Below are 23,072 nucleotides of genomic sequence, written 5' to 3'. Positions count from 1 at the left end.
ATGCTAGTTTGGGATCAACTTGACCAACAAGCACAGCAAGCAATACTCACTCGCCCTGCCGTTAGTGCAGGTGCGGGAGTGCAAGCAGCAGTCGAAGACATCATTGACAGCGTGCGTCAAAAAGGCGATCAAGCTTTATTGGAAATGGCCAAGCAGTTTGATAACCGTCAATCGGATAGATTACGAGTGCCTGAAGATGAAATCACACAAAGTGAATTTCAACTAAGCAATGAGCTAAAAAGTGCCATTGATCAAGCTTACAACAATGTACGCGCATTTCACGAGCTGCAACTACCAGTGCCTAAACAACTCGAAACGCAGCCGGGTGTTGTATGCGAGCTAAAATATCAAGCCATTGATGCTGTGGGGATATACGTACCGGGCGGCAGCGCACCTTTACCCTCTTCCGTATTAATGCAAGGTGTCTGCGCACAGCTAAGTGGTGCAAACACTGTGGTACTCGCGACCCCTGTGAAAGGCGAAGAGTCAATCCACCCTGCTATTTTATATGCAGCAAAAAAATGCGGTATAAACATCATCATAGAAAGCGGTGGCGCAGGTGTGATTGCAGCCATGGCACTGGGCACTGAGAGTGTACCAAAAGTGGATAAGGTGTTCGGTCCAGGTAATGCGTATGTCACCATGGCAAAGCAACTGTTATCCCAGTCTGTCCCTGGCTTTGCTATCGACATGCCTGCAGGTCCATCAGAAGTACTGGTCATCGCAGATGAAAACGCTAACCCCGCTTTTGCTGCAGCTGATTTACTATCACAAGCTGAGCACGGCGCTGACTCTCAAGTATTACTGCTAAGTGATAGTGAAGCCTTTATCACTGAAGTAGAAGCTGAAATCGCAAGACAACTGGCTGAATTATCTCGAGCTGAAATCGCAAAACAAGCCATGAACAACAGTGCGCTGGTGTTAGTTGAATCAATCGATAAAGCCTTTGAATTATCTGCTGAATATGGTCCAGAGCACTTAATACTGCAATTAAGAGATGCGCAGTCTCGTGTTGATTTAGTGAAAAACGCAGGCTCTGTCTTTGTCGGCGACTACACGCCCGAGTCCGCTGGCGACTATGCATCAGGAACCAACCACGTACTACCAACGTATGGTTACTCTAAAACTTATTCCAGTTTAAATTTAATGGACTTTTTTAGAACCTATACCGTTCAGTCAATCACTAAACAGGGCTTGTCTGATTTAAGTAAGGCTATCTTGCCGTTAGCAGAAGCCGAAGGACTTGATGCACACGCCAATGCCGTTGCAATTAGATTAAATGGTGGAAAACAATAATGGCTACTTCATTGCTACCAAAAAATATCGAGAGCTTGAAAGCATATAGCTCAGCAAAGAGTGAAAAGCTTACAGGAAATACATGGTTAAATGCCAACGAGAGTCCATTTAGTAAAAGCATTAAGGTTTCTATTGAAGATTTAAATCGCTACCCAGAGCCTCAACCAGAATCCGTAATTAACGCATATAGTGAGTATGCACAATTGTCGCCAGCTCAGGTGTTGATGACCCGAGGTGCCGATGAAGGCATTGAGCTATTAATGCGCACTTTTTGTGAACCAGCCAAAGACACTATCGCCATTTTTACACCAACTTACGGTATGTACAAAGTCTCAGCTGATACGCAAAACATCGCCATTAATACGCTGTCTCAAGATCAATTAAAAGAAGCGCAAATCAGCGAACTAAGCTTACTTATCGGCGACGCTAAACTGGTATTTATTTGTAATCCAAATAACCCAACTGGCAGCTTAACTCCGGTAGATAAAGTTGCAGCGCTAGCCAAAGCACTTGAAAACTCTGCACTAGTCGTCGTGGATGAAGCGTATATTGAGTTTGCGCCAGAGCAAAGTGCTGTGTCTTTGCTTCAAGATTTCAATAATGTCGTGGTGCTAAGAACCCTTTCTAAAGCGTTTGCCCTCGCAGGGCTTAGAACAGGTTTCTTGTTGGCCAATGATGCAGTATTAAACCCTGTACGCAAAGTCATCGCGCCCTACCCGGTATCAACCGCAGTGGCAAAAATAGCAGAACAGGCACTGTCTGTAGATGCAATCACGCAAATGCGCCGACAGGTCAATATTTTAAATAGTAATAAAGCGAAATTAAAAACATGGCTGAGTAACTCACCTAAAGTCACTCAGGTCCTTTGCGGTGAGGGCAATTTTGTCACGCTGCAGTTAAGCGACAAAACACTTATCGAACAAGCAATGAAAGCCGGCACCATTATGCGCCCGTTTACACTATTTGGTGAAGACAACTGGCTCAGAATATCTATCGGCAGCGAGCAAGAATTAGAACAAGTCAAACTTTGGCTAGAGCAAAGCGAGTAAGGAAGTAAAATGAGTACGCCATATCTATTCATCGACCGTGATGGCACATTAATTGAAGAACCAGTCACAGACAAGCAGGTAGATAGCCTAGAAAAATTAGCGCTTCTGCCTAATGTGATCCCAGCCATGCTGGCTTTGCAAAGCGCAGGATACCGTCTTGTCATGGTATCTAACCAAGACGGGTTGGGCACAAACAGCTTCCCTGAAGAAGACTTTGCCGCACCGCACAATAAAATGATGGAAATCTTCTCATCACAAGGCATTAAGTTTGACGAAGTACTGATTTGTCCGCACTTTGACGAAGACAACTGTGATTGCCGCAAGCCAAAAACCGGTCTTCTTACTTCTATTATGCGCTCAGGTAAAGTCGACCTAGCTCGCTCTTATGTGATTGGGGATCGCCAAACAGACATCCAACTTGCGCAAAATCTTTGTATTCAAGGCATCTTGTACGATGGTGATTGGAACAAAATCGTCACCGAGCTGACCACGCAAAACCGTCAAGCCAGCGTGATCAGAAATACCAAAGAGACACAGATCTCCGTTGCAGCAAACCTAGACCAAACTGCCAATGGCGAAATTAATACAGGCCTTGGTTTTTTCGACCACATGCTTGATCAGATCCGTACCCACGCCAATATTGGTCTTGAAATAAAGGCTAAGGGCGATTTACACATAGATGAGCACCACTTAGTCGAAGATGTCGGTATCGCACTTGGTCAAGTATTAAGAGAAGCACTTGGCACTAAATCACAAATCGCACGATACGGCTTTGCCTTGCCGATGGATGAATGTAAGGCGGAGTGCCAATTAGATTTATCCGGCCGTGCATCATTTGTACTCAACGCCAACTTTAGTCGTGAAAATGTTGGTGACTTAGATGTGCAGATGGTCGAACACTTTTTTAAGTCGCTATCAGATAATGCCCAAGTAAGCCTAATACTAAGTGTCTCTGACGGCAACTGCCACCACCAAGTTGAAGGCTTATTCAAGGCATTTTCTCGCGCTTTAAGAATGGCCATAGCCAAAGATACGTCTCAACTTACTGCTAGCTCAAAGGGGTGTTTATGATAGCCATAATTAATACCGGATGTGCCAATATCAACTCTGTACGCTTTGCTTTCGAGCGTTTGGGCGTGACACCTGAAGTGTTATCTGATCCAAATCAGTTAGCTAAGTTTGACCGCGCTGTCCTGCCAGGTGTTGGCCATGCCAATGTGGCCATCAAGCGCTTGAACGAGCAAGGTTGGAAAGAAGCCATTAACGCCTACCAAAGGCCCCTAATGGGCATTTGTTTAGGTATGCAAATGCTTTGTGATTACAGTGAAGAGGGTGATGTCACGGGGCTTGGGATCATCGATGGCAGTATTAAAGCACTGCAAACCGGTGATTTAACGAGTCCACACATGGGTTGGAACAACATCAATGTCACCAAGGCACATCCATTAACACAGGGGCTCAGTAATGACGATCAGGTTTATTTTGTGCACAGCTTTGCCCATGAGCTCAACGACACAACGCTCGCGAGCTGCGAGTACGGACAAGCATTTTCTGCCATCATCGCTAAAGATAACTACGCAGGCATGCAATTTCACCCAGAAAAAAGCGCCAAAGTGGGCGCACAGCTTTTAACTAATTTTATGCAATGGCAAGTTTAATAAGGAACGAACATGATAATTCCAGCACTAGATGTTTTAGATAGCCAAATTGTTCGCCTCTATCAGGGCAAGTACGATACAGCGCAATTTTACCCGTTTGACTTGCAAACCCGCTTGCATGAATACCAAAATGCAGGGGCAATAAAATTACACCTTGTTGATTTAGAAGGCGCACGCGATCCAAGTAAAAAGCAGTGGCAACAAATTCAAGCAGCGACAAGTAAACTGGATACACCATATCAAGTAGGTGGTGGGATCCGCGCTTATGAAGATATAAAGCAATGGCTTAAAGCAGGTACAAACCAAGTGGTTATTGGATCATTAGCCGTTGACCAAAAAGAGCAATTAGCTCAGTGGATCCAAGAGTTTGGTGCGGAACGTTTTGTCATTGCATTAGATGTAAATAAAACAGAAAATGGCTGGTCAGTTGCTACGCACGGCTGGCAAAGCGACTCTAGCGTTTCATTATTTGAGTTAATCGACTTTTATCTGGCATTAGGCGTTTACGACTTCTTGTGTACGGATATAAGTAAAGACGGCACAATGACCGGCCCTTCGTTTGAGCTGTATCAGCAAATTGTGCAATACAGTCCAGCTGCAAAAGTACAAGCTTCTGGCGGTGTAAGCTCATTAGACGACATCAAACAGCTAATTGAAATTGGCGTCGCAGGTATCATCTTAGGTAAATCCTTATTAGATGGCGCATTTAGTGTTGAGGAGGCAATTGCATGTTATCGAAACGCATAATCCCCTGCCTTGATGTGAAGAATGGCCAAGTCGTTAAAGGGGTCAAGTTTAAGCAGCACGAGGTAGTTGGCGATATTATTGAACTCGCTAAGCTATACAGTGAGCAAGGCGCTGACGAACTAGTTTTTTATGAGATCAGTGCCAGCGTAGAAAAACGCTTACTTGATTTAACTTGGGTCAGAGACATCGCCAAAAATATTGACATTCCTTTTTGTGTTGCTGGTGGTATTAAATCAGTAGCAGATGCCGCAAAAGTGTTAGAGCAAGGCGCTGATAAAATTTCAATTAATAGTCCTGCTATTGCAAGGCCTGAACTTATCAAAGAACTACATGATGAGTTCGGCAAGCAATGCGTGGTTGTCGGCGTTGATAGTTTTTATGATGATAAAAGTGGTGAGTATTTAGTGTATCAGCTAACCGGCGACCCGAACGCTGCCAGCCAAACACGCTATAAAACACAGGAATGGATCCAGCGAGTGCAAGATTTAGGTGCTGGTGAAATCGTACTAAATTGTATGAATCAAGATGGTGTTCGCAAAGGCTATGATTTGTCTCAACTAAGGGAAATGAGAGCGCTTTGTGACATCCCGCTTATTGCATCAGGTGGTGCAGGTAAAGAGCAAGATTTTGTGGATGTATTTAAACAAGCTAATGTGGATGGTGCGTTGGCTGCCAGTGTTTTCCACAAACAAGTGATTGAAATACCAAAGCTAAAACAATATTTAAAAGATAATAAGGTAGCGACAAGATTATGAAATTAACGCCGGACAACATCAGCGAAGTTGACTTTGGTAAATCAGAGTTAATTCCAGCCATAGTACAAGATTACGCAACTGGCGTGATCTTGATGCAAGGCTTCATGAACTTGGAAGCGCTACAAGTGACTTTTGAGAAAAAGCTTGTCACTTTTTACTCACGCTCTAAATCTCGACTGTGGACTAAAGGCGAGTCATCAAATAATGTGCTTAAACTTGTTGAAGCGCACACTGACTGCGACAAAGACAGCATTTTAATTCTTGCAAATCCAGCGGGGCCAACTTGCCATTTAGGTACTGAAAGCTGTTTTGAAGATGCCAAACCAGATCTTGCCTTTTTAGGTACTTTAGAAAAAGTCATCAAAGAGCGCAAAAACGCCGACCCTGAGTCGAGCTACACAGCATCACTCTTCGCAAAAGATTTAAGTCGTAGCTGTCAAAAAGTTGGGGAAGAAGGTGTAGAAGTGGCTCTCGCTGCCATGAAGCAAGATAAAGAAGAATTGCTTAACGAATCTGCAGATTTAATTTACCACCTGTTAGTACTTTTACAACGAACTGATCTCAACTTATCTCAAGTTGTCGAGACATTAGCCAAAAGGCATCAATAACCTACCTCATCCCAAATGACCATGGTATGCTTAGGGAAAATTTGAAAAGGAAGCTGCCATGGTTTTTCGCAACCTATTTTACTCTATTGGTTTTATCACGTTAGTTGGCTGTAATACATTGCCAAATGACGTAGAAAAAAAAGTTGAAAACATGACTGACTGTGAAAAAGTCAATGCACTTATCACAGGTGCTGGAGATGGCTTTTCTATATTGAAAGGCAGCGAAATAAACGGCAAATTAATGAAGAGCTGGCGACCTAAAGCGCATTTAATTGAAGATAGTTGCCAAATTAACTTGTATACAAGCGGTAATACAGCCTACGAATGCAATAAAGCGTTTGCAGGTAAAACACAAGCGTTAGTTAGATTCGAACAAGTGAACGAAAAACTTAAAACTTGCTTAAGTCCAGACTGGGAAGAGAAGCAGCACTTTGGTAAAGAAAGTAGCCGTTCGACATTTACCAGTGAACTATCAGAGACAAAAGTCGCAGTCAATTTTGGTACTACTTTAGATAAGCAAAAGCCTTGGGCAGTTAGCTTAGAAATTGTCAAATAATCTGTTGGTAAATCATTATGATTAAAGACAGTCATCATTGAATGCTCAAACGGCCAAAAATATGCCCACCAGTTAGCAGGCGCTCGCAAAAACGCCCGCTAACTCAAACATATTAAATTTTGCAAAATAATAAAGAATACTTACAGCCAAAAACCAATACCGCACTCATAGACATAGTTCCAACAACTCACCCGCTTTTCAATATTGATCTTTTAACACTGCACCTAAAAGTATAAAAGGGCAAAAATGCGCCAATACAAAGCATATAAAAATCTATACTTAACCGTATTAAATCATGAAGATATGAATACAGTTTGCTTATTGCTCGACAGCCATCTTTCAAACTAATAATTTACAACTAATAACGTTTAATGACTCTCGATTATGGTATCATCCGATTTTGCTATCTTCGAAATAAATAAAGCGAGGCTAATTCGAATGAAAGACACTCAATACGACTATCTTATAGTCGGTGCTGGTTTGTTTGGTGCAGTGTTTGCCCGAGAAGCTACGGATCAAGGAAAAAAAGTATTGGTGATTGACAAGCGCAATCATACTGGTGGCAATATTTATTGCGAGAATGTAGAAGGTGTCAACGTACATAAATACGGCGCGCATATTTTTCACACCAGTAATGAAGAGGTTTGGGCTTACGTAAATCGCTTTGTTTCATTTAATCACTATGTGAACTCCCCTGTCGCACGTTATGAAGATAAGCTATATAACTTGCCTTTTAACATGAATACTTTCTATCAATTGTGGGGCGTCACAACACCACAAGAAGCAAAAGATAAAATTGCTGAAGAGCGCGCGCCTTATGCAGACTTAGACCCACAAAATCTTGAGGAACAGGCTTTATTCTTAGGCGGTAAAGACTTATATGAAAAATTGATTAAAGGCTATACTGAAAAGCAATGGGGGCGACCAGCCACTCAGATCCCTTCGTTCATTATTAAGCGGTTACCTTTTAGATTTACTTTCGATAATAACTATTTTAATGACTTATACCAGGGCATCCCAATCGGAGGCTACAATGCGCTCACTGATGCACTGCTTGAAGGTGTCGAAGTAAGAACTGGCGTAAACTATTTTGAAAACGCTCAGCAGTACAATGAACTAGCTGACAAAGTACTCTACACAGGTAAGATCGATGAATTTTTTGATTGTCAATTCGGTCAGTTAGAATATCGAAGTCTACACTTTGAAACTGAAGTGTTAGATCAAGAAAACTATCAAGGCAATGCAGTAGTTAACTACACTGAGCGTGATGTACCTTATACCCGTATTCTTGAACATAAGCATTTTGAATTTGGCACACAAGAAAAAACGGTAGTAACTAAAGAATACCCGCATGAATTTAGTAAAGATAACGAACCTTACTACCCAATCAATGATGAAACAAATAATGCGCTTTTAGCCCGCTATCAAGAACTGGCTAAAACCGAGCCTTACGTTAATAAGTTTATCTTTGGTGGCAGACTAGCAAATTACAAATACTATGACATGGATGACACAATTGAAGCGGCATTAGCACTTACTGCTCAGGAGCTTGTATAAATTATGACTAAGAAGGTATACATAGCTCGAAACTACCGCTCTAAGTTTGATGCAGCAGGCAAAGCCAAAATGGACTGTGAGACCATCTTGGAGAATAACGGCTGGAAGAATATTGGATTTAAGCAAACTTGGATAGCCAATTCTATACTAGGCACATTAATTAGTGCTTTAGGTGTGACTTGGGCTATCTTAAGGTTAAAGTCTGGCAGTACCGTCTGCTTACAGTATCCATTCAATAAGTTTTACGGATATTGCTTGTGGGGCGCAAAGCTTAAAAAGAGTAAAGTTATTACCTTAGTCCACGACCTTAAAAGTTTAAAAGGTAAATACGGACACTCAGACAAAGAAGTCAATTTACTAAAACAATCAGATCAGCTGATTGTACACAATGATAAAATGGCTGCTTGGTTTACAGAGCAAAACTTTAATGCTGAAATAGCGAATATCGAAGCATTTGACTATTTGCACACTGATAACCCAGACGCCAAAAGAACTGAGACTGACTACAATGCAATACGCATTGTGTTTGCTGGTAATATGGGGCCGTTTATATACGAACTCGACGGCCTAGATCGCGGTAATTTCAAATTCGATTTATACGGTGTTGGCTATGATGAGAAAAAAATCAAAAACATCAACGATACCGTGCTGGACTACAAGGGGTGCTTCCCTTCCAATGAAGTTATCGACCATATTGATGGCGATTTTGGCCTTGTTTGGTATGGCAACACGTTAGATTCATGCGATGGTGTTACAGGTAAATATTTAATGTACAACAATCCGCATAAACTCTCGTTATACTTATTATGTGATATGCCAATCATCATTTGGGACAAAGCTGCAATGGCTGACTTTGTTGAAAAGGAAGGCATTGGTTTTAGCATAAGCTCTTTACGTGATATTAAGCAACGCCTTGCAGAGCTCACTCCTGAACAAATAGAACAGATGAAACAAAATGTTCAGCGCGTAAAAGCAGATGTTCAATCAGGTCAGTACCTTTCTCGAGCATTAAACAAGCTGTCGTAAATCTTTTACATCAAAGCTTTTCATTGACTCTTTCTATATTGAAAGAGTCAATAACAATGAGTGACTAACAGACTCTACTACTCTCCTTAATGCTAGTGCCTTACAGGCATAACTTCCCGTATAGCAAAATAGCTCCATAGAATAACGCTTCAGTATTGCTGAACAAGCAAAAGATTAATTTATCCACAAAATAATTAAAATTTGGAATAAGCAGAATATTGATTAATCAAACAAGCATGCTAACTTAAAATTTACACTGATGCGGTAAATGTTGCACTGCGTGACTTATCTGCTTTCGCTTTAGCACACGCTAACTGCACTACAAGCTTAATATGTGCATCCATTTAAGTGTATTTTTTATTTATTAAATTAGGAAAGGAAATAATCATGTTAAAACTAAATAAAAGAAAACTAAAAAATTTGTCGGATGATAAGCAATTAGTAGATAAAAAAATGACGCCGTTTATTGCTGGTGGTGTAACGACTAGTCGCTCCTGGTGTTGGACAACAGGGCTATGTACTGATACTAAATTGTGCTAAATAGAAGCGCCAAATATATAGATAATTTTATTTAAATAATTCCCCAATGCTGAGGAGGAAGAACCTCCTCATTTAAAGAGGTTGCCCTTGATTTACATATCGCCACGACAAGCTACCACCAGCAGCCCAATACAGTATGGCTTGCACCGCAATTAAGCATAAATTCGACGAACAAGTTAATTTGGCAGCCCCCAATGTGTCTGAACGCCCCTTAAAATTCTAATTTCCCCTGTGTTGCCAGCTGTTAATCTAGCAGGGCCATCAGTTGGATTACTTAAGGGTTGCGAAGTAACTACAATTTTCCAACAGAATTCCCTAGACCCAATATACTACCTACCCGCAGAGTCTAATATATGTAGTCGAAAACTTTAATCCACTGTGGCAATTGAAAGGCTCTCTGCGCCAAGCACTCTACCTTCTACACACGGGAGGAGGCAGTAAACCAATGAATAAACATAATATGCTAATTTTCATTTTTCTATCCTTAATTCAATGCTTAACAATTCTTTCTCTCCCTTGAGTAATGGTTCAATTCAATGTGGAAAGTACGCTCCTACACCAAGAACTGACTATTAAATTTTACATTTAACCTAATTCAAAATTAAAAAACAGGACTTTTTTCTCCCAAAATGCTTTTTATTTACTAAGATATTTATATAGTTGAACACTACTCAACCATCTTTTGACTTTTTTTCAATTATTGTTAATTTGAGCTTAAATTAGTGATGAATTAATGGCATAGTGTCGTTACTAAAGTAGGTAATTACATACCTTGTAATACCTGACGGATATAAAAATAATTTTAAAGTGCGTAAGGGAGAAATAATGTCCATCCAAGTAAATTTTGAACTCACAGATATCGACTTAGAGCATTTTCGTTCAATGATGCAATCAGCAATCGAACGCAGTACTCACCTCAGTGAAGAAGAGATTATCACCAAAGCCCGCGAACTTGTTGAACAAATGGAAGGCACTAACGTACCTGAGTTCGTTAGAACAAGAATGATGTCTTTATCAGCTCTTATAGACGCAGTTCAAGATGAAGAATGGCAAATGCCTGAAGATGAAAAGAAAGAAATCATGCTATCTTTAGCCTACTTTGGCGAACCAGAAGATATCGTACCAGACAATGTACCTGTACTAGGTTACATCGATGACGCAATTATGATTGAGCTCGTTCTTCAAGATTTATCTTTAGACCTTAAAGCATACCGTGAGTTCTGTGGCTTTAGAGCAACGGAAGAAGCCAGACGAGGCGACCACGCAAAAGTGAACCGTGAAAGCTGGTTAGCAAGTACACGTGCACAAATACGCTCTTCAATGAGAAGAAACCGTTCAGGATCAAAAGGCTCACGCTTTTTCTCTCGTATCATGTAAAACATAGAGCGAACAGCATAAAGGGGAACAAATTTGTTCCCCTATTTTTTTATCTAGCATTGGGGTGGGTCACGCCTAACCAAGCTTTGTAAAGTTTAGCCTGTCTCGGTGTTGGAGAATATACGGCCCTCACAACTTTACTCCTACTCCCCTGTTCACCTAGCTTGAGCTTTGTAGTCATTAACTTATCGCGGCGAATAAAATCAACTTCAACTGTTTTCCTAGGTTCAAACAAGGCAAGTGTATTCGGCAAGTCTTTACGAACATGATGCTTATTAAATGCAACTATTTTATCACCAGCCGTCAAACCAGCCTGCCACGCACTTCCTCCACGAGCTACATGTGTCAACTCTAACAGTTGACCAACACTTCTAGCAGCGCCATCTATGCTCGCGACGATAACCGTATCATTAGGATAAACATGTTCTAACCCCACTTTTGCGAACAAAGCATCAAAATCGATGAGCGCAGGACTATCTATATACGTAGCCCACCACTCTTTATAATCATGCCCACTCACCTGATTTAAGATCTGTTTAACATCATCACTATTATATGAATTAGGTAGCTTATGTTGCTTATAAAGCTCACTATGAACATCTCTATAGCTCACTTTTCCATCACTTCTATCAATTAAATCAATATCGAGCGCCATAGAAACCAACGCCCCTTCAAGATAAATATTTGTACTAAAATTTTTGCCATGATCGCCAGATTGATTGATCCATTTGTCATAACTGGTGTGTGCCACTGACTGCACCTCTCGCCCAGGTGTTTTCAGGTGCCGATTAAGGGTGCTTGTGAGTGATTTATAAAATTCTTGATTGGTTGTGATGCCTGCACTGAGTAGTAAGTAGTTCTCTAAATAACTGGTTGAGCCTTCAACTAACCACAATAAATCACTATAGTTAATATCTACATAGTCGTAAGGTACCAATCCATCAGGCCGATAATTTTTTACATTCCAAATGTGGATAAACTCATGAGCGGCTGTAGAAATGAAGCCGATATAATCATCCCTAGACGCGAATTTATCTCTGTGACGCTGAATGATCGTAGAATTTAAATGCTCTGTAGCCCCTCTTGCACCGCTAGTTGCATGCACCATAAAAACATATCTTTCATAAGGATAATCATGCCAAATCAAGCTGCCTGTTTTAACGAGCTTTTTTAAGTCCCTAATCATTAGTTCTACGTCGTAATTCCCTTCTCCCCAAATGACCAGTTCATAGTCTCGGCCATCAACCGTATATTTATAAAGTTGATTTATCCCTGTTTCAATTGGCGAGTCGAGTAAGACATCATAATTACTCGCTTTGAAGCTATGTTTAGAATCGGCAAAATCCATTCCAGATACTGAGCGCCACTCGCTAGGAACTTCTAGATTTACTTTTACAGGCTCTTGTCTAAACGAATCGCTAAACATAAAAAAACCCGATGCGTCAATAAAAGCATGCGTGTCGTCTATGTGCCGAGACCTGAGCCCTAATTCATTTGCATATACTTGATAAGAAACGATCACTTCAGTTGGCTTATCAAGATGTATACGCCAAGTATTTTTATCGATTTTATGCCAGTTTAATGCCTTTCCTGACAGGTTGTTGGCAGAAAAAAAACGAATACCATTGGCCATATTCAATATTTCATACCGCCCAGTTCGCCAGTCAGGTAATTGAACGTCGATATAAGATTGCGCTGTTTTGGGAAAACTTACCTCTACTTGCCCAAGGTGATGCTCTGGCTCTGTAATTGATAATGTGTAATTTACATTTGCATAGGATAAATGACTGGCTAAAGCCAAAGTTGTAAAGAATAAATTTCTTGTCATAAGCGATAAAAAAATAAATAGTTTTCTTAAAATTAGCAAAATTCTTTATACTAGAGTTAATAAATTCGTTGAATCGACAAGATAAAAAACCAAGTTGAACCTCAAATTCTCCCACATTTTTCAGTTATTTGATGTAAACTTGCAATTGATATAGTAAATAAAGACGTTGGATTTTTGTGACTGATAAAACTGTACTATTGGAAAAGAAACTTTCTCAGGCCATCTCTGCTAGAAAAGCGCTTGAAGAAGCGAAAAAGACGCAGGTTTCGATGTTATCGGACTTTGCGACGCGCTTATCTTTCAGTTGTAGAGGCCAAGATGTCGCACTAGATAATCAGCTCGCCAAGTTTAGAAGTGCCTTGAACAAGGGCATGGAAATTGAGCAGATCACTCCACTCATTGAAACAGCAATAACACAACTAAAACAACAAGAAGCTGTTTACGAAACCAATGAGCGCGCGCTCACAACACACATTCAGTCCGCAGGTAAACAATTACAAAAACTTAAAGGTCTGCCTGATGACACCCGCCGCAGACTTCGTCATGTACTCGATCACGAGCTTAGCGATGTTAAATCTGTCGCAGAGTTTATTCCATTGCTTGAAAAGATTTTGCAATTTTATATGCAAACCCTTCAAGCAAAGGCAGCCCCAGAATTTAACGCTTCACAAAGTAATCCAGAACTCGCCATAGAGCTTCTATCTTTGACCAATGAGTTAGTGTTCGAAGAAGATGTCTCCGAGCAAATAAAACAAATAAAGCAAAGCCTCTCATCCGATGATACCGTGGACTCTTTGCTAGATAACGCGGTCAATATTATCCGCATATTTGCCAAGTCTATTGCACGCGAGCGACAATCTGCACAAGGCTTTTTAGTTTCGTTAAATCAAACTCTTGAAGAGCTCCACAAATCTATTGTTGAAACAACAAGTCAATCGAAGTCAGTAAACCAAGAAGTCTCTGCTTTAAATAAACGTATCGAAGAGAAAATCGCCACGTTAAATACTCAAACACAGCAAGCAACATCAATCACAGAGCTAAAACAACTTGTTGATAATGAGCTTAAAGAACTGAGTAAAGATTTGATTGAGCGAGAAAGTATCGAGCGCCGTGATAAAGAAGTACTATTGCAAAGCTTTGATAAGATTAATGATCGCATAAACTTACTTGAAACCAAGGTCACTAATTATAAAAAGCGTCTTAACGAACAGAAGTTTAAAAGTTTGCTCGATGGGCTTACTAAGTTGCCTAATCGTGCCGCATTTGATGATAGATATAATCAAGAATTTCACTTGTTCGAAGTTCACAATAGTGACGTGACACTCGTCGTCATAGATGTAGACCATTTCAAGTCAATTAATGACAAATATGGTCATAGCGCCGGTGATAAAACCTTACAAGTAATTGCAAGAGCACTTAAAAAGTCTATTAGAAAAGCTGACTTTATTGCCCGTTATGGCGGCGAAGAGTTTGTTTTATTAATGCCGGGCATGCCGTTAAGCTCGGCTCAAAGCCCACTGGAAAAAATACGTAACACGGTGAAAGCTATTCCTTTTAAATTTAAAGAAAAGGAAGTTCAGATCACAATTTCGCTTGGCGCAACACAGCTTAAAAAAGGCGATACAACGCTATCGGCATTTGACCGTGCGGATAACGCCTTGTATGACGCTAAAAACTCAGGTAGAGATAAACTTTGCATTAGAGAATAACATGGAGAATGCCTATGCATGTACAGCTAAACCCCACTGGAGTTCTTAATTTATTATCGCAACTAGAAGTCGACTTGTTACAACAGTCATCCACTTTTGAAAGGTATCAATTATTTAGAAACTGCGTTTTAGCTGTTCTCAACGTAGGAAGTCATACAGACTCAAGCTATGAAATATACCGCAAGTTTGAGGATTTTAACGTCAAATTGGTTGCGCGCGAGCGCGGTATAAAAATCGAGCTAACAAACCCGCCTGAGTCTGCTTTTGTTGATGGCAAAATTATCAACGGGATCCACGAACACATATTCTCTGTTATTCGCGACATTTTATTCATTTGTCAACGACACCAAGATAGCCTGATTGACCCCAAAGAAATTACCCACATGGTATTTGACATGTTACGAAATGCTGATGCCTTAGAGGTCAATACAGATCCTAATATGGTGGTATGCTGGGGTGGTCACTCGATTAACGAGCAAGAATATAAATACACTAAAGAAGTAGGCTACCAACTCGGCCTGAGAGGGTTAAACATCTGTACAGGTTGCGGGCCAGGCGCGATGAAGGGGCCAATGAAAGGCGCTACAATTGGCCATGCTAAACAACGTATCACCAACAACCGTTATTTGGGCCTTACAGAACCCAGCATCATCGCAGCAGAACCGCCAAACCCAATCGTCAATGAACTGGTCATTTTACCAGATATTGAAAAACGACTGGAAGCGTTTGTTAGAGCTGCACATGCCATTATTATTTTCCCAGGTGGCGCGGGTACATCAGAAGAACTGCTTTATTTACTTGGGATCTTGCTCCACCCTGAAAATAAAAAGCAAGTTTTGCCAGTGATCTTAACGGGCCCCTCCTCTAGCGCGGCCTATTTTGACGAAATAGCAAAATTTGTTGAAAAAACTTTGGGTAAAGAAGCACTCGATAAATTTGAAATCATCATTGATGACCCTGAACGTGTAGCAAAATACATTAAATCTGAAATGCCCAATGTAAGAGAATACAGAAAGTCGGAAGGTGATGCTTACTATTTTAACTGGACACTTAAAATTGAAGAACCCTTTCAAATGCCTTTCGAACCAACGCATGAGAACATGGCCTCACTCAACTTACACCTAAATCAGCCCAAAGAAATACTTGCAGCAAATCTAAGACGCGCTTTTTCAGGGATCGTTGCTGGAAATGTTAAAGACAACGGTGTAAAAGCGATTAAACAATATGGCCCTTATATTCTGTCAGGTGACAAATCACTTATGACAGATATGGATAAGCTGCTACAAGCTTTTGTTAGCCAAGGACGAATGAAATTGCCGGGCAGCAAATACGAGCCCTGCTATAAAATTCAGGCTTAGGTAAAGCATACCTCTAAGCTCATTGAACAAAACCAATATGGGGCGATGAACTCTCATTGCCCCTCTGTTATAATCCCCACACAAGCAACCTATTGTTAATTAAATTATATTTATGGCTCACTTACTTCTGATTGACGCACTTAACCTTATTCGTCGTATTTATGCTGTTGATTGCGAACAAGCTGGGCTGACAGATGAGCAAATCATTAAAAGCTGCACCCAAAGGGTAAAAAATGCGACCCGAAAATTACTAAAAACATCTCAAGCAAGCCACGCTATTGCCGTATTTGATGGCGACAGAAGCTGGCGATATCACCTTTATCCACAATACAAAGCAACTAGAAAGCCCATGCCTAGCGCACTAAAAACCAATTTAGAAATAGTTGCAACAGGTTTTACTGAGCACAATGTCAAAGCATATTTTCCTTTGCAGGATGAAGCGGATGATATTCTTGCTACTTTGGCTTTTAAAGCAGCCAGCCACGGCGTTAGCTCTACTATAGTGTCGACAGATAAAGGTTTTTTACCTTTAATCAGTGAACATATTAGTATTTATGACTATTTTAAGCAGCAAAACATACATGCAGATGATGTAGAGAAAAAGTTTTCCATAGATAAAAATAAACTGCATGATTTTTGGGGCCTAATGGGCGATAAGACCAATGATATTCCCGGCGTAAAAGGAGTTGGCAAAAAGACAGCGATCGATGTGTTAAGTGAATTTGGTTCTGTTGAGAGCGCACTTGAAAGCCAGAGCCTTAATGCAACTGCGAGAAAGAAAATCGAATCTGATATCGATAACTTTATTTTAAGCAAATCACTTGTGGCACTCAGGACTGATATTGAAGTTGGCTTTACTTTAAAAGAACTTAGGCTGTAGTTATTGCGTTAAACTCAAATTACTTGTTATAGATACATGCTTCAGATAACCTTAGCGTGCTGTATTCAGGTGACTTAAATGATAAAAAAAGTTCTACAATATATATTTCTTGGACTCGCCGTTTACGCGGGTATTGTCTATCTTGTTATCAACTTTTATAAAGATGATCCAAGGGCCATGCTCTGGAAAGATAGAGAAGCATTCAATAAAAGGTTTATCAGTAAGCTAAGGCCTGATACAAAAATGAATCTAGAGGCCGTGTTAGATAATTTAGGAAGCCCAGACCTTACTTATGTAAAATCTGATGACGATACCGTATTTCAAATTGTGTATTACAGAACACAACTAATGAAGCCTGATGGCATTACCACACAAGATGAGTGCACCGGTTTGCTGTTTAAAAATGGTCAACTTATTTTGTGGGGTGCAGGTGCCATAGTAGCTTACGAGAAAGCGCTCACCAATGACGAATAATAAAGACGTAACTAAACAACTGTTTGAACTGGTAAATAAAACTGAGCAAATACTGAGGCTATACTATAACAAGCAAAAATGGCCAAGTATTTTCCCAACCCTTGCTGAGTTAGCACAGCTATATACCGAAACATACCAGCACAGCCCAAATGCACTCCATAGCTACCTATCGTTACACTTTAAGCAATTATCTCCAACTACTAACCTTGTCGTGAAAAAGTGCATACTTGTTTGTATGATTGCGCAAGGCCATGGTTACTCCCATAAAATCCGCCAAGAGCTCCTTGTTGCCTGCTTGGCCAGTTTCCTATGTGTCAAGAATGAAAGTGATAAGCTACTTAGTGATCAACCATTAACTGAACAAGGTAAGAAGATATGGAAAGTCAGGTATCAACTTGCTGTAAAAGTGCTGGAGCATGGCGGTTCAATCAATAAGCAAGCCGCAAGAATAATGCCTAGGTTGCACCCGTACTGTGAAACATTAAAGAGCAAACGTAATACACCTTTATATGACAACATCACCTTAATTGTCGCCATAGCGCAAATTATTGCAACGTCACTGATAAAAAAAGCCACACCTAACGTCTTAGCTCAAGCAGTAAAAAAGCTGTATTTGGCAAGCAAAGATGAATTCACTCGCGATACATTAAATAAGCTCGCAACTCAGTTTAATCACTTTCCCGTTGGCTGCACAACTCAGTATCGCGGGCAAACAGCGCTTTTATTGCAAGTTAATGGCAAAAATCAAATAATTTGCACCTTTAAAGATAAAAAAATAGACCGACTAGTTAAAACACAACACCCTCTAAGACTTGAATACAGACCTTTTAAAACTGCAGATAAGCACTTGCTATTTAAAGTGTGGAGTCACATAGAGCCACAAATACTAGAAGCTGATAATGATGCATTTGAATCTACGTATTCAGTAATAGACAAGCTCGGTAAAAACAGTTTTGGTAGCTTTAGAGCGATAGAAAAAACCATTGCGCCTTTTCCATATATTGAACAAGCGCTGCAGCAAGCAGCCAAACAATATAATCGCGAATCACAAAAAGGCGCAAACACACGACACTGCTTAACGATGGTTGGGCTCGACACTGCCAGCTTACTATGCCAACGAGTGCTCATAGAGCAGGTTATTTCTCAATTGAAACACCCTTTTGCTTTGGATATTTGGCATAAGTATCAACAACTCGCTCTGATCCTCGCGACATTAACAAAACAAGCCTATGGACAAGACTATGAAAGTGTTCTTTCTCCAATCAGTGCTGTTATTGCCTTTATGCTCAAACACCATGATATAGACATTAAACGCTTTACTTGTGTTAGTGAGCAAATTGACGATAGCACACCATATTCTCTGGCAAGATTATTTGGCTTCTTAGAATTCAACTCCGCCAAATTGGACGAATATTTTACTCATCATTTTGATAGCAGCGCCCCCCATAACGCATTTATACAGTCTGAAAAGGAAAAGCATAATGCATTAAGTGAAGAAGCGAAGACATTTGTCGCTATAAAGGTACTGGCGATGCAATGCAGCAGCGCATATTTTGAGCCCACTAGTTGGCAACGCCTTGTTTTAGAAAATCAAATAAGTATGTTTGGTTGGCGCGATGAGGCACAGCTGAACGACGCAATACTCGAGCTATCTTTATACAGTGTGATTGAATAATATTTATTCTATAAATATAGAATATAACAGACATAACTATGATTTATGCCTTTTTATCATTCCTTGCTGGAATATCTATGAATAAATTGCTATAAAACGCGCTTAATTTTTCAAGCGAACACACACTTTTTATTTGATTGACTACAATAAACAAGTCCTTCTTTTATGTGTGTACAATTTATTTTGATAAAGGAAAACTAAATGGCTAAGCAAACAGTTACCGTTATTCGTGGTGATGGTATCGGTCCAAGCATCATCGACTCAGCAATTGAAATTTTAAACGCAGCAGGCTGTGACTTCGAATACGAATATGTTGACGCGGGTCTTGCAGCGCTAGAGAAAACGGGTGAACTTCTTCCACCTGAAACCCTAGAAGCAATTGAGCGCAACAAGCTTACATTAAAAGGTCCTTTAACAACGCCAGTAGGTGAAGGTTTCACATCTATCAATGTAACTTTACGTAAGCAGTTTGGCCTTTACGCAAACGTACGCCCAGTTAAGTCTTTCGAAGGCACACAAGCGCGTTATGACAACATTGACATCATTACAGTACGTGAAAACACACAAGGTATGTACTCAGGCTTAGGCCAAGTAACATCAGAGGATGGTACAGAAGCTGAAGCAATGTCTAAAATTACACGTGAAGGTGCAGAAAAGATTGTTACTTTCGCATACGAGCTAGCGCAGCGCGAGGGTCGTAAGAAGGTAACTGCTGTTCATAAAGCAAACATCTTAAAGTCAACTTCAGGCCTATTCCTTAAAGTTGCACGTGAAGTGGGTGAGCGTTTCCCTGACATCGAGTCTGCAGAAATGATCGTTGATGCAACTTGTATGAAACTGGTTATGAACCCAGATGAATTTGACGTTGTAGTTACAACTAACCTATTTGGTGACATCATCTCTGATCTATGTGCAGGTCTAGTTGGTGGCTTAGGTATGGCTCCGGGCGCAAACATTGGTGAAAATGCGGCAATCTTCGAAGCAGTACACGGAAGTGCTCCTGACATCGCGGGTAAAAACCTTGCAAACCCAACGTCTGTTATCCTAGCGTCTATTCAGATGTTAGAGTACTTGGATATGGGTGAAACAGCTGAGCGTATTCGCAGCGCTGTTGCAGATGTGATCAAATCAGGAGATCGCACAACTCGTGACCTTGGTGGTAACCACGGCACAACAGACTTTACAAAAGCTGTAATTGAGCGTCTATAACAACGCTTCTGAATAAGATAGCGCGTTTTGCGCTATCTTCTAGACATACACCCACCTAAACTTCTTACTATCCCCCCTATTCCAATTAATACAATTTGCTCTTAATTCTAACTCGCTGAAAAACAACCTATTTCACAACATAAATGCATATTTAATCATTGCGTTTTAAAAACTAGAAACTCAATAAATTATGCTTATTTACTGGATTTTATAAACTGAAATACTACCTTTCAAATTTATCAACACGAAAAAGGGTTATATTATGCAAACAAAAGCCACACACCCTTGACAGAAACATCGATTGCCCTTTAAATAAACAGTGTTTAAATAATTTAGTAGATTTGAAATGACTTTAATTAAGCTTGTACAAATGGTTCTCGTGGTGGTCTTAGTGTTAAGTCCATAGGGGCCTGTGTGAGTATACGCTTTCATCGACCCCGCAAAATGCGGGGTTTTTTTATGCCAAGATTTGGCTTGGCTGAGGAATGAGGTAATGAATGAGCAATTTAATGGCTCCGAGTTAGTTGTAAAGGCGCTTAAAGATTTAGAGGTAGAGTTCATATTTGGCTATCCAGGTGGGTCTGTGTTGGACTTATATGATGCATTATTCGAGCAAAGCGATGTTGAACATATTCTGGTACGCCACGAACAGGCTGCTACACATATGGCTGATGGGTACTCACGCGCTACCGGAAAAACAGGCGTAGTTTTAGCAACTTCAGGGCCAGGTGCAACAAACTGCATAACAGGTATTGCAACAGCTTACATGGACTCCATCCCTATGGTTGTATTATCAGGCCAAGTTCCCTCCAGTCTAATTGGTGATGATGCATTTCAAGAAACAGATATAGTTGGCTGCTCTAGACCAATTGTAAAACACAGCTTTAACTGTCGAAATGCAGAGGACATTCCCGCGATCTTATCTAAAGCATTTTATTTAGCCAGTAGCGGGCGACCTGGGCCTGTAGTCGTTGAACTGCCAAAAGACGTATTAAATCCTCAAATTAAATTCAACTATGTAATGCCTCAACAGCTAGATATGAGAACTTATAATCCGAGTAAAAAAGGCCATACGAAGCAAATAAAGAAAGCCGTTGAAGCAATTTTACAAGCCAAAAAACTGGTTATTTATTCTGGTGGTGGGATCATCTTGTCAAATACGTCGGGCAAGCTTACTGAGCTTGTGGAAAAGCTTAACGCGCCTATTACAAATACACTTATGGGGTTAGGGGGAGTAAGTGGGAACCATCCAAACTTCATCGGTATGTTAGGCATGCATGGCTCTTTAGAAGCCAACAAAGCAATGGCCAATGCGGACACCATATTAGCTCTAGGGGCAAGATTTGATGACCGAGTAACAAATAACGTTGAAAAGTTTTGTCCCAATGCAAAAATAGTCCACGTTGACGTTGATCCGACATCTATATCTAAAACTATTCAGGCTCATATACCGGTCGTAGGTTGTTTGGACACCGTATTAAGTCAGCTTTTAGAAGGCATAGATCAAAGTAACATAGCTATAGATCGGAGCGCTCAAGAAACTTGGTGGCAAGATATTACATTATGGCGTGAAATGAAGTGCTTAGACTTTGAAACCGAGAAAGATAAAATTAAGCCACAAACCGTTATCCAAAAACTACATGCGATCACAAATGGCAATGCATACATCACTTCAGATGTTGGCCAGCACCAAATGTTCGCGGCGCAATATTACCCGTTTAAAAACCCTCGTCAGTGGATCAATTCTGGCGGTCTCGGCACCATGGGCTTTGGGCTACCTGCTGCAATGGGTGTCAAAGTCGCTTTTCCACAAGATGAAGTAGTATGCGTCACGGGTGACGGCTCTATTCAAATGAACATCCAAGAGTTATCAACTTGCTTGCAATACGGTTTAAACGTAAAAGTTGTCTCGCTCAATAACCGCTCTTTAGGCATGGTAAGACAATGGCAAGACATGCTTTACGATGGGCGCCACTCTAGTTCTTATATGGAATCCTTACCGGATTTTGTGGCTTTAGCCCAAAGCTATGGACATATTGGGATCCGCGTTGATCATCCAGATGAGCTTGATGATGCATTAGAAAAAGCATTTTCGATTGAAGATCGCTTGGTGTTTTTAGACATTCGTGTAGATGAGAGTGAACATGTATATCCAATGCAGATTAAACATGGTGCAGTTGATGAAATGTGGTTGAAAAAAGGGGTGAAAGTATAATGCGACGTATATTAGCAATCTTATTAGAAAACGAGCCAGGCGCCCTATCGAGAATAGTTGGCCTTTTCTCTCAAAGAGCATATAACATAGATAGCTTGACCGTTGGCACAACTGATGACAAAACACTCTCTCGAATCACTATCACAACACATGGAGATGATAGAGTAGTCGAACAGATCACAAAACAAGTTAATAAACTGGTTGATGTTCTGAAAGTGTTCGACTTAACCGAAATCAATCACATCGAGCGCGAGCTTTTAATGGTTAAGGTATTCACTAGGAACGAAGCAATGAGAGCCGCTGTAACACGTGTTAGTGACGTTTTCGGTGCCACCATTGTAGATATGGGAAAGCAAAGCTATACGCTTCAGCTAGCCAGCAGTACGGATAAAATAGAGAGCTTTTTAGATATGTTACGCCACGAAAGCGACTTAATCGAACTTGTCAGATCTGGTGCAGTTGGTATTGGCAGAGGCGACAAAGCGCTTAAGAGCTGAGGACATACTGTTTCGTTTTAGCGCGGGTCATAGTGCCCGTTATAACGACGCAAGTTTT

The 23,072-nt window shown here is 40.6% G+C and carries 21 protein-coding genes; 20 read left to right on the top strand and 1 reads right to left on the bottom strand.

All coding sequences use genetic code 11. The annotated features are described in order from the left end of the window. The 12 genes from hisD (at position 1) to QNM16_RS11890 (ending at position 11,169) form a co-directional block, all read left to right on the top strand. Complete coding sequence (hisD, locus tag QNM16_RS11945; protein ID WP_284020693.1) at positions 1–1,296, top strand: histidinol dehydrogenase; 1,296 nt, start codon at positions 1–3, stop codon at positions 1,294–1,296. Beyond that, positions 1,296–2,345 (top strand): histidinol-phosphate transaminase, encoded by a 1,050-nt coding sequence (gene hisC / locus QNM16_RS11940; RefSeq protein WP_284020692.1) that lies wholly within the window; start codon positions 1,296–1,298, stop codon positions 2,343–2,345. The genes hisD and hisC overlap by 1 nt, the downstream gene beginning before the upstream one ends. Before the next feature lie 9 nt (positions 2,346–2,354). Then, positions 2,355–3,416: a bifunctional histidinol-phosphatase/imidazoleglycerol-phosphate dehydratase HisB gene (gene hisB / locus QNM16_RS11935; RefSeq protein ID WP_284020691.1), complete on the top strand. Its 1,062-nt coding sequence runs from the start codon at positions 2,355–2,357 to the stop codon at positions 3,414–3,416. Continuing rightward, positions 3,413–4,003, top strand: coding sequence for an imidazole glycerol phosphate synthase subunit HisH (gene hisH / locus QNM16_RS11930; protein ID WP_284020690.1), 591 nt, complete (start codon positions 3,413–3,415; stop codon positions 4,001–4,003). The genes hisB and hisH overlap by 4 nt, the downstream gene beginning before the upstream one ends. A 12-nt stretch (positions 4,004–4,015) precedes the next feature. Continuing rightward, positions 4,016–4,750, top strand: a complete 735-nt coding sequence (locus tag QNM16_RS11925; RefSeq protein ID WP_284020689.1) for a 1-(5-phosphoribosyl)-5-[(5-phosphoribosylamino)methylideneamino] imidazole-4-carboxamide isomerase — start codon at positions 4,016–4,018, stop codon at positions 4,748–4,750. Beyond that, on the top strand, positions 4,732–5,505 hold the full coding sequence (gene hisF, locus QNM16_RS11920) for an imidazole glycerol phosphate synthase subunit HisF (RefSeq protein ID WP_284020688.1): 774 nt from the start codon (positions 4,732–4,734) through the stop codon (positions 5,503–5,505). Before QNM16_RS11925 ends, hisF begins: the two co-directional genes overlap by 19 nt. Further along, positions 5,502–6,113, top strand: a complete 612-nt coding sequence (gene hisIE, locus QNM16_RS11915; protein WP_284020687.1) for a bifunctional phosphoribosyl-AMP cyclohydrolase/phosphoribosyl-ATP diphosphatase HisIE — start codon at positions 5,502–5,504, stop codon at positions 6,111–6,113. Before hisF ends, hisIE begins: the two co-directional genes overlap by 4 nt. 58 nt (positions 6,114–6,171) lie before the next feature. Then, positions 6,172–6,669 carry a hypothetical protein gene (locus QNM16_RS11910; RefSeq protein ID WP_284020686.1) on the top strand — a complete coding sequence of 166 codons (498 nt, stop codon included), beginning with the start codon at positions 6,172–6,174 and terminating at the stop codon, positions 6,667–6,669. 438 nt (positions 6,670–7,107) lie between these two features. Then, a complete protein-coding gene (glf, locus tag QNM16_RS11905; protein ID WP_284020685.1) occupies positions 7,108–8,226 on the top strand; it encodes a UDP-galactopyranose mutase in 1,119 nt (372 codons plus the stop codon). A 3-nt stretch (positions 8,227–8,229) separates the two neighbouring features. Continuing rightward, positions 8,230–9,252: a glycosyltransferase gene (locus QNM16_RS11900; RefSeq protein WP_284020684.1), complete on the top strand. Its 1,023-nt coding sequence runs from the start codon at positions 8,230–8,232 to the stop codon at positions 9,250–9,252. Positions 9,253–9,639: 387 nt separating this feature from the next. Then, entirely contained in the window at positions 9,640–9,792 is a 153-nt protein-coding gene (locus QNM16_RS11895) for a hypothetical protein (protein WP_155731913.1), read from the top strand. Positions 9,793–10,617: 825 nt separating this feature from the next. Next, complete coding sequence (locus QNM16_RS11890; RefSeq protein WP_237136634.1) at positions 10,618–11,169, top strand: YkvA family protein; 552 nt, start codon at positions 10,618–10,620, stop codon at positions 11,167–11,169. Between the two features lie 49 nt (positions 11,170–11,218). Here QNM16_RS11890 and QNM16_RS11885 read toward each other — a convergent pair whose 3' ends face one another. Then, entirely contained in the window at positions 11,219–12,997 is a 1,779-nt protein-coding gene (locus QNM16_RS11885) for a M61 family metallopeptidase (RefSeq protein WP_284020683.1), read from the bottom strand. 176 nt (positions 12,998–13,173) lie between these two features. On the opposite strand from QNM16_RS11885, the gene QNM16_RS11880 reads away from it, so the two are divergent. From QNM16_RS11880 to ilvN, 8 genes are all read left to right on the top strand, one after another. Beyond that, positions 13,174–14,706: a diguanylate cyclase gene (locus QNM16_RS11880; RefSeq protein ID WP_284020682.1), complete on the top strand. Its 1,533-nt coding sequence runs from the start codon at positions 13,174–13,176 to the stop codon at positions 14,704–14,706. A 14-nt stretch (positions 14,707–14,720) separates the two neighbouring features. Beyond that, on the top strand, positions 14,721–16,064 hold the full coding sequence (ppnN, locus tag QNM16_RS11875) for a nucleotide 5'-monophosphate nucleosidase PpnN (protein WP_284020681.1): 1,344 nt from the start codon (positions 14,721–14,723) through the stop codon (positions 16,062–16,064). Between the two features lie 112 nt (positions 16,065–16,176). Then, positions 16,177–16,944: a flap endonuclease Xni gene (xni, locus tag QNM16_RS11870; RefSeq protein ID WP_284020680.1), complete on the top strand. Its 768-nt coding sequence runs from the start codon at positions 16,177–16,179 to the stop codon at positions 16,942–16,944. Between the two features lie 78 nt (positions 16,945–17,022). Further along, entirely contained in the window at positions 17,023–17,418 is a 396-nt protein-coding gene (locus tag QNM16_RS11865) for a DUF3192 domain-containing protein (RefSeq protein ID WP_237136630.1), read from the top strand. After that, positions 17,408–19,093, top strand: a complete 1,686-nt coding sequence (locus QNM16_RS11860) for a hypothetical protein (RefSeq protein ID WP_284020679.1) — start codon at positions 17,408–17,410, stop codon at positions 19,091–19,093. Before QNM16_RS11865 ends, QNM16_RS11860 begins: the two co-directional genes overlap by 11 nt. 201 nt (positions 19,094–19,294) lie before the next feature. Continuing rightward, entirely contained in the window at positions 19,295–20,302 is a 1,008-nt protein-coding gene (locus QNM16_RS11855) for an isocitrate dehydrogenase (protein WP_284020678.1), read from the top strand. A gap of 493 nt (positions 20,303–20,795) precedes the next feature. Then, a complete protein-coding gene (locus QNM16_RS11850) occupies positions 20,796–22,517 on the top strand; it encodes an acetolactate synthase 3 large subunit (RefSeq protein WP_284020677.1) in 1,722 nt (573 codons plus the stop codon). Further along, positions 22,517–23,014 (top strand): acetolactate synthase small subunit, encoded by a 498-nt coding sequence (gene ilvN / locus QNM16_RS11845; RefSeq protein ID WP_063363718.1) that lies wholly within the window; start codon positions 22,517–22,519, stop codon positions 23,012–23,014. The genes QNM16_RS11850 and ilvN overlap by 1 nt, the downstream gene beginning before the upstream one ends. Positions 23,015–23,072: the final 58 nt, after the last annotated feature.

Origin of the sequence: Pseudoalteromonas umbrosa (assembly GCF_030125375.1) — a bacterium.
GTDB lineage: Bacteria > Pseudomonadota > Gammaproteobacteria > Enterobacterales > Alteromonadaceae > Pseudoalteromonas > Pseudoalteromonas umbrosa.
The sequence above is the reverse complement of the archived record's forward strand: the minus strand, read 5'-3'. Positions and strand labels throughout refer to the sequence as shown.